This window comes from Nonomuraea sp. NPDC049486, assembly GCF_040676925.1.
GTDB classification, from domain to species: domain Bacteria; phylum Actinomycetota; class Actinomycetes; order Streptosporangiales; family Streptosporangiaceae; genus Nonomuraea; species Nonomuraea ferruginea.
The window spans coordinates 121,278-135,368 of sequence record NZ_JBFAPV010000006.1; the positions used below are offsets into that span (position 1 = coordinate 121,278).

A 14,091-nucleotide genomic window follows, 5' to 3' on the forward strand; every position below is an offset into this window, starting at 1 on the left:
GGACTGTCTACCGGACCGGCGGCATCGCGGGCGGCGCGTGGTGCTCGGCCATCATGGCGCGCAGCTTGCGGTTGAACGCGAACAGCCCCAGCCCCGCGACGATCGCCATCGCGGCCAGCACCAGGTAGTAGGCCGGTTCGGACATCACGTCGCCGAGCCGCCCGGTCTGGCCGCCGACCGCGTCGCCCACCGACACCGCGATGAACCAGACCCCCAGCATCTGGCCCTTGAACGCCCGCGGCGCCAGCTTGGTCGTCACCGACAGCCCCACCGGGCTGAGCGCCAGCTCGCCGAACACCTGCACCAGGTAGACCAGCACCAGCCACCACACCGACACCCGGCCGCTCTCCGCCAGGTTCGCCGCCATCGCCATGACGACGAAGCTCAGCCCGACCATGACAAGCGCGAAGCCGAACTTCTGCGCCGTGCTCACCCGGTCGCCGAGCTTCACCCACAGCGCCGCGAACACCGGCACGAAGATCATGATGAAGAGCGGGTTGAACGACTGGGTGGTGGCCGCGTGGATCGGGATGCCGAACAGCGACAGGTCGGTGTTGTTCTCGGCGAAGAACAGCAGCTTGCTGGGCGCCAGGTCGTAGATCATCCAGAAGATCGAGGCGGCGGCGAACAGCCAGATGTAGGCCTTCATCCTGGACCGCTCGTCCTCGCTCAGGTCGTGCGCGCCCAGCATGATGTAGCCGAAGTAGGCGATCGGCACGGCGATGATCACCGCCGTCATCACCGCGGTGAACCGGCCGAGCGTGAACGTGCCCGTCGCCGCCCAGGAGCCCAGCGCGATCGCCACCGCCACCGCCACCCCCGCCGCCGTCAGCCCGACCCGCCGCAGCTCGTGCGGGTGCAGCGGGACCTCCGGCCGGTCGCCGACACCGCGCAGGCTGACCCGGCCGCCGATCGTGTACTGCAGCAGGCCGAACGCCATGCCGACGGCCGCCGCGCCGAAGCCCAGATGCCACCGGTCGCCGGCCGCCAGCGAGCCGACCACGATCGGCGCGAAGAACGCGCCCAGGTTGATGCCCAGGTAGAACAGCGAGAATCCGGCGTCCCTGCGCGCGTCGTCGTCCTCCGGGTACAGCTTGCCCACCATGACGGAGATGTTGGGCTTCAGCAGCCCGGTGCCCAGGACGATCAGCAGCAGGCCGAGCCAGACGTAGGCCGGCGAAGGAACCGGGACGGCCATGCTGATGTGGCCGCACATGATGACGAACCCGCCCCAGAACACCGACCGGCGCGCGCCCAGGATCCGGTCCGCGATCCACCCGCCGGGCAGCGCCACCAGGTAGATCAGCGCGCCGTAGATGCCCACCACGGCCTGCGCGGTCTCCTGCGACAGGCCCAGCCCCTGATGGGCGGGGGAGGCGACCATGAACGTCGCCAGGATGGCGCGCAGCCCGTACCAGCTGAACCGCTCCCACATCTCCGTGCCGAACAGAGTCGCAAGCGCCCACGGGTGACCGAAGAACGTCTTGCCGTCGTTACCCATCCGGACCCTCCGGTCACAGGAAGCACGTGAATAATCACTGTACGTGACGGCTTCTCCAGATACTTGCCGCTACTCGCGCCGTATGGTGCGATGCATCCCAGCTGCGCAAGTGATTACTGACTGAAGGCGGGTGTCATGGCCGACGTCCTCGAGGTGCGGGCGGAGATCGAACGTTCCATCGCCGGGCTCACCCTGTGCGAGCAGTTGAGAAAGACCGCCGAACAATACCCCGACGCCCCCGCCTACTCCGATCCGGACGGCGACGGCTGGTCCACCCTCACCTACGGCCAGGCCAGGGAGCGGGTCCTGGAGATCGCGGCCGGCTTCGCGGCCCTGGGGCTGGAGCCCGGCGACGCGGTCGCGCTCATGATGGTCAACCGGAGCGAGCACGTGCTCGCCGACCTCGGCGCGGTGCACGCCGGAGGCGTCGGCTGCACCATCTACGGCACGTTCGCGCCGGACCAGGTCGCCTTCGTGGCGGGCGACGTGGCGGCCAAGATCGCGGTGATCGGCGGGCCCGCCGAGCTGGCCCGCTGGGAGCCGTCGCTCGACCGGCTGCCGGACCTGCGCAAGATCATCATGCTGGAGGGGGCGCCGGAGGGCGACCGCTTCATGTCCTGGCAGGACTTCCTCGACCTGGGCCGGGCCCGGCTGGCGGAGGACCCCGCCGCGGTCGAGGCCCGCTGGCAGGCCGTCACCGCCGGCGACCCCGTCACCGTCCTCTACACCTCGGGCACCACCGGCCAGCCGAAGGGCGTCCCGCTCAGCCACGCCAACGTCTTCTACGAGGTGGCCTGCACCGACCGGATGGCGAACCTGCCGCTGGAAGGCACCCAGATCTCCTACCTGACGTACGCGCACATCGCCGAGCGGGTGCTGAGCCTGTACCTGCCGCTGGTCAAGGTCTCCCACGTCTACTTCTGCACCGACCTGGCCAACCTCGGCGCGACGCTCGGGCAGGTCAGGCCCGTGCTGTTCTTCGGCGTGCCGCGCGTGTGGGAGAAGATGATGGCCCGGCTGCTCGCGGTCATGTCCACCCAGCCGGAGGAGCAGCAGGCCGCCGTGCGCCAGGCCATGGCCGCCGGCGTCGCCTGGGTGGAGGCCGGACAGTACGGCCACACCATGACGCCGGAGATCGAGGCCGCGTACGAGAAGGCCGACAGCTCGCTGCTGTCGATCGTCCGCGGCATGATCGGGTTCGACCGCGCGGAGTGGACCGCCACCGGCGCCGCGCCGCTCCCCGGCGAGGTGCAGCGCTTCTATGCAGGGCTCGGGCTGAAGGTCATCGACGTGTACGGGATGACCGAGACGACCGGGGCGTTCACCGGCAACGCCCCCGACTGCTACCGCCTGGGCACCGTGGGCAGGGCCGAGCCGGGCGCCGAGGTCCGCATCGCCGAGGACGGCGAGATCCTCACCCGGAGCCCGCTCAACACCAGCGGCTACCTCAACCGGCCGGAGGCCACGGCCGAGCTCATCGACGCCGACGGCTGGGTGCACACCGGCGACATCGGCACCGTCGACGAGGACGGCTTCTACCGGGTGGTCGACCGCAAGAAGGAGCTCATCATCACGGCCGGCGGGGAGAACATCTCGCCCGCCGAGATCGAGAACCACCTCAAGGAGCACCCGCTGATCGGCCAGGCGCTCGCGTACGGCGACCGCCGCCCCTACCCGGTGGCCATCCTCACCCTCGACGGCGAGATCGCCCCCGGCTGGGCGCAGTCGCGCGGCATCTCCTACACCACGCTCGCCGACCTGGCCGAGCACCCGGACGTGCTCAAAGAGGTGGGCGGCGCGGTGGAGACGGCCAACGCGAAGCTGGCCCGGGTGCAGCAGATCAAGAAGTGGGCGCTGCTGGGCACCGAGTGGACGCCCGAGAGCGAGGAGCTGACGCCCAGCCTCAAGCTCAAGCGGCGGGTGGTGCACAGCAAGTACGGCGATCTGATCGAGAGCCTCTACACCGACTGAGCCGGTTTTGCCATCAGGGGCGTGTGTCGTGGCCCCGGTCATGGCCGAGCGGTTCCTACCGTCTTGCGCATGATCAGATGCCTACTTCTCGCCTCGTTCGCGGCGGCGGCGCTGAGCGTGCCCGCTCCGGCGTCCGCCGCCGAGGACGAGCCCGTCATCAGGGAGATCGACGTACGGCCCGCCGCGCCGGTCGTCGGAGCCGAGGACTCCGTCCGTCTGGTGATCGACGTGGTCGCCAGGGGAGTGAGCGGGCGGCACGGGGTCGTCGTCGAGGTCGAGCCGGGTGCCCCGCCGGGGCCGGTGCTCGACAGCCGCCGGCCCGTCCGGCCGCCCGCCGCGGACGAGCGCGAGGAAGGCCGGTTCCCCCAGGAAGGCCCCGGCGAGCCCAAGTCGAGCGGGTCCATCGCGGCCACGATGGCCTCGCGCCTGGTCACCGACGGCTGGCAGACTTGGCGGTTCCTGCCCGACAAGCGGCTCAACCGCTTCTATCCGGCCGGCACCTGGACCGTGACCGTGACCGCCAGGGGCGAAGGGGGAGCGGAGCGGACCGAGTACGCCTCGTTCCAGCTCAGGCGGGAGACCAGGCTGGCGGCCGTGAAGGCGGAGCGCGACGGTGCGGGCGTGCGGGTGAGCGGCCGCCTGAAGAGGCTGGATCCGCGTGGCTACGCCGGATTCCTGCCGTTCCGCGAGCAGCGGGTCGAGATCCTGTGGCGGCGGGACGCGTCGGACGGCTGGGAACGCGCGGCCGAGGCCGTCACCGACGGCCAGGGCGCCTTCTCACGCACCGTGCCCGGCCGGGAGGGCGGCGAGTGGCGGGTCCGCTACCCCGGGAACGGTCAGCAGGCCGAGGACGACTCGAAGATCCACCAGTTGTAGGGACAGCCGGCGGCGTTGCGGAATCGTGATCGGCTTTACCGCAACTTTTCCTTACCCTTACGCGTCATTGGCGTTGACGCGCCCTGTCGTGGGGCGCGTCCTCCTACGGGGAAGGAAGTCACTTTCATGATGCGACGACTCGCCGCCGGAGTGGCGGCGGCCGCCATGGGCGCCGCGGTGCTCGCCGGCACGGCCACCCCGGCGATGGCCGACGACGGGGGCCGCACGCGCCTGCAGATCGACGTCAACCCCGAGCCCGCGTGGCGCGGTCAGCCGCTGTCGGTCAAGGGCAAGCTCTCGGTGAAGTGCGACGAGGACTACATCGACGGCTTCGTGTCGGTCCACCACGCCGACCACTGCGACGAGACGGGCACCTGGCACCACCTCGGCTGGAAGCGGATCGTCATCCTCTTCAAGCCGGCCGGCAGCGGCAGGTGGGAGCACGTCGACACGGTCAAGACCTACCGTGACGGCTCCTTCCACACCAAGGTCAGGGCCCGCACGTCCGGCACCTGGCGCGGGGTCTTCGAAGGCTCCCGCCACCTGGCGCCCTCCGAGGGCGCCGACTGGGTGAAGGTCCTCGGCCACCGTCACCGCCACTGAGAAACGCACGATGTCGCCCGGTCCCCCCTCGCGGGGCGACCGGGCGATCTACTTTGTAAAGGCGAAGCTCCGGTCGGCCCGGTTGCGGCGGAACCTGCCCAGCCGCTCGAAGTCCAGCTCGTACGCGGCGACGGCGGCCGACGGCTGGGCGGTGAAGAACCCTGCTCCGTCAGCCGGCGACGGGTTCGCCAGGCCGGTCACCCCCGCGCAGGGCTGCCCGTGGTACCCGGCCTCGTGATGCCAGTCGCTGACCGCCACATACGTCATGAACTCGTACGCCCGCGCCACGCTCATGTGCTCCCACAGGCTGCGCGCCGGGCCGGGCGTGGGCCACTGCGTCACCGAGAACGCGGGCACCACCACCACGTCGGCCGGCGGGCCCGCCAGGCTCCCCGAGTACCACAGGTCGGCGCAGAGCAGCACCCGCACCCGGCGGCCGGCCACCTCGAAGCCGTCCCCGATCGGCGCGGGCACGACCCCGTCGTCCCGCTCGACCCCGTACGGGTGGGACTTGCCGTACCCGGCGAGCACCTCGCCGGCCGCGGAGACCGCCAGACCCTGGTTGACCTTGCCGGCGCCGGCGGGCGCGTAGTGGGAGCCGCCCACGACGGCGGCGCGGGCCCGTGCCGCCAGGCCGCGCAGCCGCTCCAGATACTCCCGCCGCGGCAGCTCGGAGCCGGCCAGTTCGGGGAGCACCACCAGGTCGGCGGGCGGGGCGCCGGCCAGCAGCGTCTCGACGGCGGTGAGGTTCGCGTGGCCGTCGGGGGACCAGCGGGCGGGCTGGACGAGGAGGATCCGCACGAATCCGCTCCTTCGGGGGTTTTCCTCGCATCATGCCAGGCGGCCCCGAGGCGGCCTCGGGCCGTCCCCCCGCTGAACCCGGGTCTGCCCTCGCGCGTACCTTCTCACGTTCTGTTCAGGTGCCATGGAGGTGTCGTGGAGCTCAGCCTTTTGCGTGCCCAGGCGCACAGCCCTTCGTACTTCTCGTTGCTGCGCGGCTCCGACGGCCAGCGCCCGCCGGTGGACTTCTGCATCCCGTGCAACCCGTACTTCCCCACGCCGGAGATCTTCGAGCACCTGGGGAGGAACCTGGAGACGATCCTGAAGTTCTACCCGAGCGGCGCCGACACCATCACCGCCGAACTGGCGGCCACGATGGGGCTTCATCCCAAGACCGTGGCCATGGGCAACGGCTCCACCGAGCTGATCACCTGGATCGACCACCTGCTGGTGCGGGAGAGCCTGGCGATCCCCATCCCCACCTTCGGCCGCTGGACCGACCAGCCGATGGAGACCGGCAAGCGGGTCGACATGTATCCGCTGCTGGAGAGCCGGGGCTTCGCGCTCAACGTCAACGACTACGTGTCGTTCATCCGTACCCGCGGCTCCCGCGTCGCGGTCATCTGCAACCCGAACAACCCCGACGGCGGCTACCTGCCCAAGCACGAGGTGCTGCACCTGCTCGACCAGCTCATCGACCTCGACCTGGTGATCGTGGACGAGTCGTTCGGCGACTTCGTGGACGCCGAGCCCTACCCCGGGGTGGCGGCGGAGGCGGCGGTGCGGCCGAACGTGATCGTGCTGCGCAGCCTCGGCAAGAACTTCGGGCTGCACGGCATCCGCTTCGGCTACCTGGTCGCCAACCCGGCGCTGGCCGGGAAGATCGCGGACGCGCTGCCCAAGTGGAACCTGAACTCGTTCGCCGAGGTGGTCGTGTTCATGATGAAGCAGTGCATGGGCGAGTACCAGGAGAGCCTGCGGCGGCTCGCCCAGGACCGGCGCGCCATGTACCACCAGCTGTCGTGCATGCCGGAGCTGACGGTGTTCCCGTCGCAGGGCAACTTCCTGCTGGTGAAGCTGCCGTCCGGCTTCGACGGGGTGCCGCTGCGCGACCACCTGCTCGCCGAGCACGGCGTGTACGTCCGCGAGTGCGGCAACAAGCTGGGCACCACCAGCCAGTTCCTGCGCCTGGTGGTGCGCCCTCAGGAGGACGTGCGGCGGCTGCTGGTCGGCATGACCCAGTTCCTCTACTCGGGGAGTCTGCACGAGGTGCCGGTGATCGGGGTGCACCACCGTCACCCGAACTCGCTGTCGGCCTGACAGGCCTGGTAGATCTGGGGGCGCGGCGGCTGACATGCCGCGGCGCCCCGCGGTGGGAGTCGCGAGGCGCCGCGGTCTCCTCCACACGCCGCGTGAGGAGAAGCTCAGCAGGCTGTCAGCGGGCGGCGAAGTTCTGGGTCCAGTAGATCTGGCCCGAGGAGTTCTTCACGGCGCCGACGCCGATCAGGTTGTACGAGCAGTTCATGATGTTGGCCCGGTGACCTGAGCTGTTCATCCAGGTTTTGACCACGTCGGCCGGCGTGCGCTGGCCCATGGCGATGTTCTCGGCCCAGCCGCGGCCGCCGGTGAAGCCGGCCTGCCGGATGCGGTCCATGAACGAGCGGCCGTCCTGCGAGGTGTGGCTGAAGTAGCCGTTCCTGGCCATGTCCGAGGAGTGCCCGGCGGCGGCCTTGTTCAGCTGCGCGTCGTGCTTGAGCGCCTGGCAGCCGCCCTTGGCGCGCTCGGCGTTGGTGAGGCGGACGACCTCGTTCTCCTCGGCCGTGCCCACCGTGCCCGGCGACGAGGTCGTCGTGGGCTGGGGAGCCTGGGTGGCGGTGCGGGTGGGGGTGGGCCTGGGCGTCTGCGTCGCCGTGCGGGTCTGGGTGGGGGTCGGCCTCGGCGCCTGCGTAGCGGTGCGGGTGGCCGTCGGAGCGGGCTGGGGAGTCCTCGTCGCGGTGGGGACCGGCGTGGCGGCCAGGTCGCACTCCTTCACGCGGACCGCCCGGGACTTGCCCGCGTGGCCGCGGTAGTCGGTGGCGACGGCGTAGTACGTGCCCGGCGCGCACGCCATCGCGACGGTGACGCGAGGGCTGCGGCCCCGGTCAGCGCCGCTCTTGAGTATCCGGTCCTTGCCCGGCACCGCTCGCAGGATGCGCACTCGTACCGTGCCGTAGGTGTAGCAGCCGCGCAGGGCGGCGGTCGCCCGGATCTTGCCGTCGTCGGCGAGACGCGGCTTGGTCACGGAGACGCGGCAGGCCGACTGGGGCACCGTCGCGGCGTTCGCCGTGGCGACGGGTGCCGAGAGCGCGGCCGCGCCCACGAGGCAAGCGAGTACCCCTAAGGGTCTACGCATGGGGGGATTCCTTCCAGTTTGCGGTAGAGAGGCTGGATGGATTCCGCATTCTGCCGAGTCCGTCTCGCCTTTGTCACCAAAAACCGGATATTTGTGTAAACCAAAGGGGCCTCTCAGGCGTCTGGGACGCCTGCGAGAGGCCCCTTCTCATGGGGATACGCGGACAGGTGGGACTCGGTTCACCACTGCCGCCGTCGAACGCGCGGCCACCGGCCCGCGCGGAGGCCGGTCAGCCGAGCCCGAAGGCGTCCAGGAGCCCGGCGATCCTGAGCTGGTCGAAGACCCGGGGGGTCGGGTTGACCACCCTGAACCCGGCCTCGACCTCCCACGCCGACTTCATGGCGTCGACCAGCACGCCGACGCCGGAGGAGTCGAGGAACGTCACCTCGCCCATCTCGACCCGCACCGCGCGGGGCCGCCGCGCCGTCACCGCGGAGGAGATCGTCTCCCGCACCCGCGCGGCGTTCGTGAAGTCGATGTCGCCGCGCAGCACCACGGTCAGCGTCCCGTCCGTGACCTCGCCCACCGAAACCACGTCCATGTCGCGTTCGCCTCCTCGGAGCCTGGGCGAGCCCTCGCCTGCTTGCCCGTACGCTGCCATACTCGGCCGCGTCCGGTCGAACCGGTCCGGCGCGGCGTCCGCGCCGGGCTTCCCCCACCGCTGTCTATCATCGGGACCTCCGCACCGCTACGGCGGGCTGCCGGTCGATCGTGCGGAGGGACGCCGCCGCCCCCGCCCGGCGAGGTGCGGGCGGGGGCGGCGGCGTGTGCGGGGACGGCCGGACGGCCGGTCAGCGGGCGCCGAGCAGGTGGTCCATCGCCAGCTGGTCCAGCCGCTCGAACGCCATGCCGCGGCCGCCCGCCGCGTCCGCGTCGAACTCCTCGAAGGCGGTGCGGTCGGCCAGCAGGTCCGCCAGCGACTCCCCGTCCGCCAGCGTCGGGCGGGCCAGGTCGTCCAGCCGGGCCGCCCGCAGCGCCTCCTGCACCTCCGGGTCCGCGCGGAACGCCGCCGCTCGCTCCTTCAGCAGCAGGTACGTCCGCATGTTCCCGGCCGCCGAGGCCCACACGCCGTCGATGTCCTCGGTGCGCGGCGGCTTGAAGTCGAAGTGCCGCGGGCCGGTGTATCCGCCGGTCTCCAGCAGGTCCACCACCCAGAACGCGTCACGCAGGTTGCCGGCGCCGAACCGCAGGTCCTGGTCGTACTTGACGCCGGTCTGGCCGTTCAGGTCGATGTGGAAGAGCTTGCCGTGCCACAGCGCCTGGGCGATGCCGTGGGTGAAGTTGAGCCCGGCCATCTGCTCGTGGCCGGTCTCGGGGTTGACGCCGACCAGCTCGGGATGGGCGAGCTCCTCGATGAACGCCAGCGCGTGGCCGACGGTGGGCAGCAGGATGTCGCCGCGCGGCTCGTTCGGCTTGGGCTCGACCGCGAAGCGCAGATCGTACCCCTGGCCGAGCACGTACTCGCCGAGCAGGTCGAACGCCTCCTTGAGCCGGTCCAGGGCCACCCGCACGTCCTTGGCCGCGCCGGACTCGGCGCCCTCGCGCCCGCCCCACGCCACGTACACCTTGGCGCCCAGCTCGACGGCGAGGTCGATGTTGCGGATGGTCTTGCGCAGCGCGTAGCGGCGCACGTCGCGGTCGTTCGCGGTGAACGCGCCGTCCTTGAAGACCGGGTGCGTGAACAGGTTGGTGGTCGCCATCGGCACCACGAGGCCGGCCGCGTCCAGCGCCTGGCGGAAGCGCTTGACGTGGCCCTCGCGCTCGGCGTCGGTCGAACCGAACGGGATGAGGTCGTCGTCGTGGAAGGTCACGCCGTACGCGCCCAGCTCGGCGAGGCGGTTGACGCTCTCCACCGGGTCCAGCGGGGGGCGGGTGGCGTCGCCGAACGGGTCGCGGCCCTGCCATCCGACGGTCCACAGGCCGAACGAGAACTTGTGCTCCGGGCGGGGAGTGAGGCTGTCAGTCATCGGACTCCTATTCGTAAGGGCAAAAAACAAATTAATATGCGGGAGCGCGGTAGGGAAGCCCACAACCGGGAGGCACCATGTCGGCACAGCGCGTCGTCATCGGCATCGACAGCTCCACCCAGTCGGCGAAGGCCGTCGCCGTGGACGTGGACACCGGCGCGATCGTGGGAGAAGGCCGAGCCCCGCACAGCGTGACCTCGGGCGCGGGCCGCGAGAGCGACCCGGAGCAGTGGTGGCGGGCGCTGTGCGCGGCCGTCGAGCAGACCGGCTGGGCCGGCCGGGCCGGCGCGGTCTCCGTCGGCGGCCAGCAGCACGGCCTGGTCACCCTCGACGAGTCCGGCGCGCCCGTCCGGCCCGCCCTGCTCTGGAACGACGTCCGCTCCGCCGGGCAGGCGGCCGCGCTGGCCGACAAGTACGGCCCCGAGACGCTCGCCCGGCGCACCGGCAGCGTGCCGACGGCAGCGTTCACCATCTCCAAGTGGCTGTGGCTGCGCGAGAACGAGCCGCACCACGCCGCGCGGGCCGCGGCCGTCCGGCTGCCGCACGACTACCTCACCGAGCGCCTGACCGGCGAGGGCGTCACCGACCGCGGCGACGCCTCCGGCACCGGCTGGTGGACGCCCCGGGGGTACGACACGGACCTGCTGCGCGACATCGGGCTCGATCCCGCGCTGCTGCCCAGGGTCGTCTCGGGACGGGCGGGCACCGTACGGGCGGGCGGGCCGCTGCCCGAGGGCACCCTCGTCGCCTCGGGCACCGGCGACAACATGGCCGCCGCGCTCGGCCTCGGCCTCGAACCCGGCACCCCCGTGCTCAGCCTCGGCACCTCCGGCACCGTCTACGCCGTCACCCGGCAGCACCCCGAGGACCCGACCGGCATCGTCGCCGGGTTCGCCGACGCGCTGGACAACTGGCTGCCGCTGGCCTGCACGCTCAACTGCACCCAGGCCATCGACAAGATCGCCGCCCTGCTCGGCCGGGACCGGGAGGCGGTCGAGCCGGGCGGCGACGCCGTCGTGCTGCCGTTCCTCGACGGCGAGCGGACCCCCAACCTGCCGCACGCCGCCGGGCTCGTGTACGGGCTGCGTCACGACACCACCGCCGGGCAGGTGCTGCAGGCCGCCTACGACGGCGCCGCCGCGGCCCTGCTGGCGGCGCTCGACGACGTGCTGCGCGCCGGCGGCGAGCGGCCCGACCCGGCCACGCCGCTGCTGCTCATCGGCGGCGGCGCCAGGGGCGCCGCCTGGCGGCAGACGATCCTGCGCCTGTCCGGGCGGCCGGTGCTGGTGCCGGCGGCGGCCGAGCTCGTCGCCCTCGGCGCCGCCGCCCAGGCCGCGGCCCTCCTCACGGGCGAGGCCCCGGACGCGGTCGCCCGCCGCTGGGGCACGGCCCGCGGCGAGCTCCTGGAGCCGGTGCCCCGGGACGTCGCGGCGGTGGAACGAATCGCCGGCACCCTGCCCCGCGCCGGCCAGCTCTTCACCCGGCTCTGATGTCGGAAGAACCGCCATGCGCCCCTACTGGCTCTGACCCGGAAGAACCGCCATGCGCCCGCACCGGCTCCGATCCGAGAGAACCGCCATACGTCCCGCCGGCTCTGATCCGAGAGAACCGCCATGCGCCCTTTCCTCCGGCCCCACGCCACCGGCCCCACTGCCCGCCCAACCCTCCACCCCCGCCCCTCGTACCCGACCCCCGCACCCTCCCTGGTCCGTCTTCCCTCCTGTACCGGCGCGGAGACCTGCTGACCACGCCGGGAGCTCTCGGCGGGCTGTCCCTGGCCGCGGCGCGAACGCTCTCTGGTCCGGCTTTTCCGCCTGTACCGCGTACCCTCTCTGGTCCGGCTCTCTTGTCCGGACCGCGTACGCTCCCTGCTCTGGTCCTCTGGTCAGGACTGCGTGCACTGCCTGCTTCGGTTCTTGGGTCCGTGCGATGGGGGTGGCTGCGCAGGTGCCCGCTGCTCCGGCTTCTGGCATGTGCGGGGGCGGCAGGCCGGATACTCCCCACTTGGGCTTTCCCGCCCGCACTTGCGCACACTCGTCACTCCGGCTCTTCGGCCCGTGTGCCCGTCCAAGCCGGCCAGCCCTCCACCACCCGCCCCTCGTACCCACATCCCGAACGCTCTCTGGCCCGGCTTCCCCTCCTGTACCGCGAACACTCCCTGGTCCGGGCCGCGTACGCTCCCTGCTTCGGTTCTACGGTCTGTGCGTTGGGGGGTGGCGCGCGGTGACTGTTGGTTTGGGTTTTTGGTGGGCGGGCCCGGCTGTTTGGTTGGCGCTTCGGTACGGTTTGCGCCGTTGGGGGTGGTCGGTCAGGTGAGGGCGTTGTTCGGGGGAGGTCCGGGGTGAGAGGCGGGACGCGGCCCGCGTCGCAGCGGAGCATGCGGCAGCACAACCTGGCCCTGGTGATGGGCACTGTCGCCGAACGCGGCCCGGTGTCCAGGGCGGCCGTCGCCGGGCACACCGGGCTGACCAGGGCTGCCGTGTCGAGCCTGGTCGACGAGCTCCTCGCCGCCGGGCTGCTGACCGAGCTGGGACCGGCCGCCAATGGGCGGGTCGGGCGACCGGGCAGCGCGCTCATGGTCAGCGACCGGGGCCCCGCCGGGCTCGGGCTGGAGGTCGGCGTCGAGCACCTGGGCGTGTGCGTGACCGACCTGCGCGGCCAGGTACGCGCCTGGACGGTGGTGGACAGCCCGAACGCCGCCCTGCCGCCCGCCGAGGTGCTCGCCCGGCTGTCCGCGCTCGCCGACGACGCGACGGCAGACGTTGCCGGGCTGGGGTTGCGGCCGGTGGCGGCGGTGATGGCCGTGCCCGGCCTGGTCGCCGACGCCTCCGGCACCGTCGGGAGCGCCCCCAACCTGGGCTGGCATGACGTCCCGGTGGCGGACCTGTGGCCGGGCGCGCTGACGCCGCGGGTCGAGAACGAGGCCAACCTGGGGGCGCTCGCCGAGCTCTGGGCGCACCCGGTGGCGTCCGACTTCATCCACGTCTCGGCGGAGAGCGGCATCGGCGCCGCCCTGGTGGTGGGCGGCCGCCTCTTCACCGGCGCACGCGGCCTTGCTGGCGAACTGGGCCACATGCCGGTCCACCCCGACGGCCCGCCCTGCTCCTGCGGCGCCCGCGGCTGCCTGGAACAGTACGCCGCCAAGGCCGCCGTCCTCCGCACCGCCGGCCTCCCTTCCCCCTCCGCCCCCACCACCCCTGGGGTAGAACCTCGGATGACGGCCCTTTCACCTGACCTGGGTGCCGCGCCGGCGAGGCAGCAAGCGGCTCCTTCCGGTTCCGGGGACCCTCCGGCGACGTCTTCCGGGAGCGGGGGCACTCCGGCGGATCCTCTCTACGATTCAGGCGCCCCCGGGCGGCAGGCGGCTCTGCCTTACGGCGTGGCTGCCGGTGAGGCTGGGCACCGCGAGGCGGCTCCTTCCTCCGGTTCCAGAGGCTTGGGGGCAGGGCTCCCGGCGGCTCTTCCGTACGGACCCAAGGGCGTCTCGGCAGAGGGCCGTGCGACGGTTCCCGATGCGCACGAGGCGGGGCTTCCGGCGGTTTCCTCTGATCCCGGAATACCTGTGGCCGGCCTCCTGGGGGATCCCGATGCGCCCGAGGCAGGGAGCCAAGTGGGGCCTCGCGGATCGGGGGGACGGATGCCCGGTCCCGATGGGATCGGGTTGCTGGCGGCGCGGGCGCGGGAGGGGGACGCGCGGGTGGTGGCGGCGCTGGAGGAGGCTGGGAGGGCGCTGGGGACGGCGCTGGCCGGGGCGGTGAATCTGCTCGACCCGGCCGCCGTGGTGCTCGGCGGGGCCTATGCGGAGCTGGGGGAGTGGCTGGTGCCGCCGATACGGCGGGAGCTGGCCGCGCGGGTGACCGTACGGGAGTGGGACCCGGAGGCGCTGACCGTGTCGGAGCTGGGGAGGCGGGGGCCGCTGCTGGGAGCGGCGCTGGCCACGGTGCGCTCGGTGCTGGAGGACCCGGCCGCGCTCTGGGCCTGAACCCCGAGGGTGCTCTCCC

11 protein-coding genes are annotated in these 14,091 nt (G+C 72.1%); 6 read left to right on the plus strand and 5 right to left on the minus strand.

What is annotated here, in order from left to right:
- Window positions 1-7: 7 nt before the first annotated feature.
- A complete protein-coding gene (locus AB0K05_RS19365) occupies window positions 8-1,501 on the minus strand; it encodes an oligopeptide:H+ symporter (protein ID WP_271275630.1) in 1,494 nt (497 codons plus the stop codon).
- Window positions 1,502-1,636: 135 nt separating this feature from the next.
- Here AB0K05_RS19365 and AB0K05_RS19370 point away from each other — a divergent pair, with 135 nt between their 5' ends.
- The 3 genes from AB0K05_RS19370 to AB0K05_RS19380 all read left to right on the plus strand — a co-directional run bounded on the left by AB0K05_RS19370 (window position 1,637) and on the right by AB0K05_RS19380 (window position 4,951).
- Entirely contained in the window at window positions 1,637-3,472 is a 1,836-nt protein-coding gene (locus tag AB0K05_RS19370) for an AMP-binding protein (RefSeq protein ID WP_271275631.1), read from the plus strand.
- Between the two features lie 69 nt (window positions 3,473-3,541).
- A complete protein-coding gene (locus AB0K05_RS19375) occupies window positions 3,542-4,348 on the plus strand; it encodes a hypothetical protein (protein WP_271275632.1) in 807 nt (268 codons plus the stop codon).
- Between the two features lie 126 nt (window positions 4,349-4,474).
- Window positions 4,475-4,951, plus strand: a complete 477-nt coding sequence (locus tag AB0K05_RS19380; RefSeq protein ID WP_364230567.1) for a hypothetical protein — start codon at window positions 4,475-4,477, stop codon at window positions 4,949-4,951.
- 48 nt (window positions 4,952-4,999) lie between these two features.
- Here the strand turns inward: AB0K05_RS19380 and AB0K05_RS19385 are convergent, their stop codons facing one another.
- Window positions 5,000-5,752, minus strand: coding sequence for a carbon-nitrogen hydrolase family protein (locus AB0K05_RS19385; RefSeq protein ID WP_364230569.1), 753 nt, complete (start codon window positions 5,750-5,752; stop codon window positions 5,000-5,002).
- A gap of 135 nt (window positions 5,753-5,887) precedes the next feature.
- On the opposite strand from AB0K05_RS19385, the gene AB0K05_RS19390 reads away from it, so the two are divergent.
- Window positions 5,888-7,051, plus strand: a complete 1,164-nt coding sequence (locus AB0K05_RS19390; RefSeq protein WP_219547738.1) for a histidinol-phosphate transaminase — start codon at window positions 5,888-5,890, stop codon at window positions 7,049-7,051.
- Window positions 7,052-7,166: 115 nt separating this feature from the next.
- Here the strand turns inward: AB0K05_RS19390 and AB0K05_RS19395 are convergent, their stop codons facing one another.
- The 3 genes from AB0K05_RS19395 to xylA form a co-directional block, all read right to left on the minus strand.
- Window positions 7,167-8,123: a CAP domain-containing protein gene (locus AB0K05_RS19395; RefSeq protein ID WP_364230572.1), complete on the minus strand. Its 957-nt coding sequence runs from the start codon at window positions 8,121-8,123 to the stop codon at window positions 7,167-7,169.
- 229 nt (window positions 8,124-8,352) lie between these two features.
- Window positions 8,353-8,664: an STAS domain-containing protein gene (locus AB0K05_RS19400; RefSeq protein WP_219547742.1), complete on the minus strand. Its 312-nt coding sequence runs from the start codon at window positions 8,662-8,664 to the stop codon at window positions 8,353-8,355.
- 250 nt (window positions 8,665-8,914) lie between these two features.
- Window positions 8,915-10,090 carry a xylose isomerase gene (xylA, locus tag AB0K05_RS19405; RefSeq protein ID WP_148031333.1) on the minus strand — a complete coding sequence of 392 codons (1,176 nt, stop codon included), beginning with the start codon at window positions 10,088-10,090 and terminating at the stop codon, window positions 8,915-8,917.
- Between the two features lie 77 nt (window positions 10,091-10,167).
- Between xylA and xylB the strand changes: the two genes are divergently transcribed.
- A complete protein-coding gene (gene xylB, locus AB0K05_RS19410; protein ID WP_364230577.1) occupies window positions 10,168-11,580 on the plus strand; it encodes a xylulokinase in 1,413 nt (470 codons plus the stop codon).
- 851 nt (window positions 11,581-12,431) lie between these two features.
- Window positions 12,432-14,072 (plus strand): ROK family protein, encoded by a 1,641-nt coding sequence (locus AB0K05_RS19415; RefSeq protein WP_364230580.1) that lies wholly within the window; start codon window positions 12,432-12,434, stop codon window positions 14,070-14,072.
- The last annotated feature ends 19 nt before the right edge of the window (window positions 14,073-14,091 follow it).

Excerpts from the sequence above, each read along its gene's own strand:
- AB0K05_RS19375 (WP_271275632.1), top strand. The coding sequence starts at position 3,542 with ATGATCAGATGCCTACTTCTCGCCTCGTTCGCGGCGGCGGCGCTGAGC.
- AB0K05_RS19400 (WP_219547742.1), bottom strand. The coding sequence starts at position 8,664 with ATGGACGTGGTTTCGGTGGGCGAGGTCACGGACGGGACGCTGACCGTG.
- xylB (WP_364230577.1), top strand. The coding sequence starts at position 10,168 with ATGTCGGCACAGCGCGTCGTCATCGGCATCGACAGCTCCACCCAGTCG.
- AB0K05_RS19370 (WP_271275631.1), top strand. The coding sequence starts at position 1,637 with ATGGCCGACGTCCTCGAGGTGCGGGCGGAGATCGAACGTTCCATCGCC.
- AB0K05_RS19380 (WP_364230567.1), top strand. The coding sequence starts at position 4,475 with ATGATGCGACGACTCGCCGCCGGAGTGGCGGCGGCCGCCATGGGCGCC.
- AB0K05_RS19395 (WP_364230572.1), bottom strand. The coding sequence starts at position 8,123 with ATGCGTAGACCCTTAGGGGTACTCGCTTGCCTCGTGGGCGCGGCCGCG.
- xylA (WP_148031333.1), bottom strand. The coding sequence starts at position 10,090 with ATGACTGACAGCCTCACTCCCCGCCCGGAGCACAAGTTCTCGTTCGGC.
- AB0K05_RS19365 (WP_271275630.1), bottom strand. The coding sequence starts at position 1,501 with ATGGGTAACGACGGCAAGACGTTCTTCGGTCACCCGTGGGCGCTTGCG.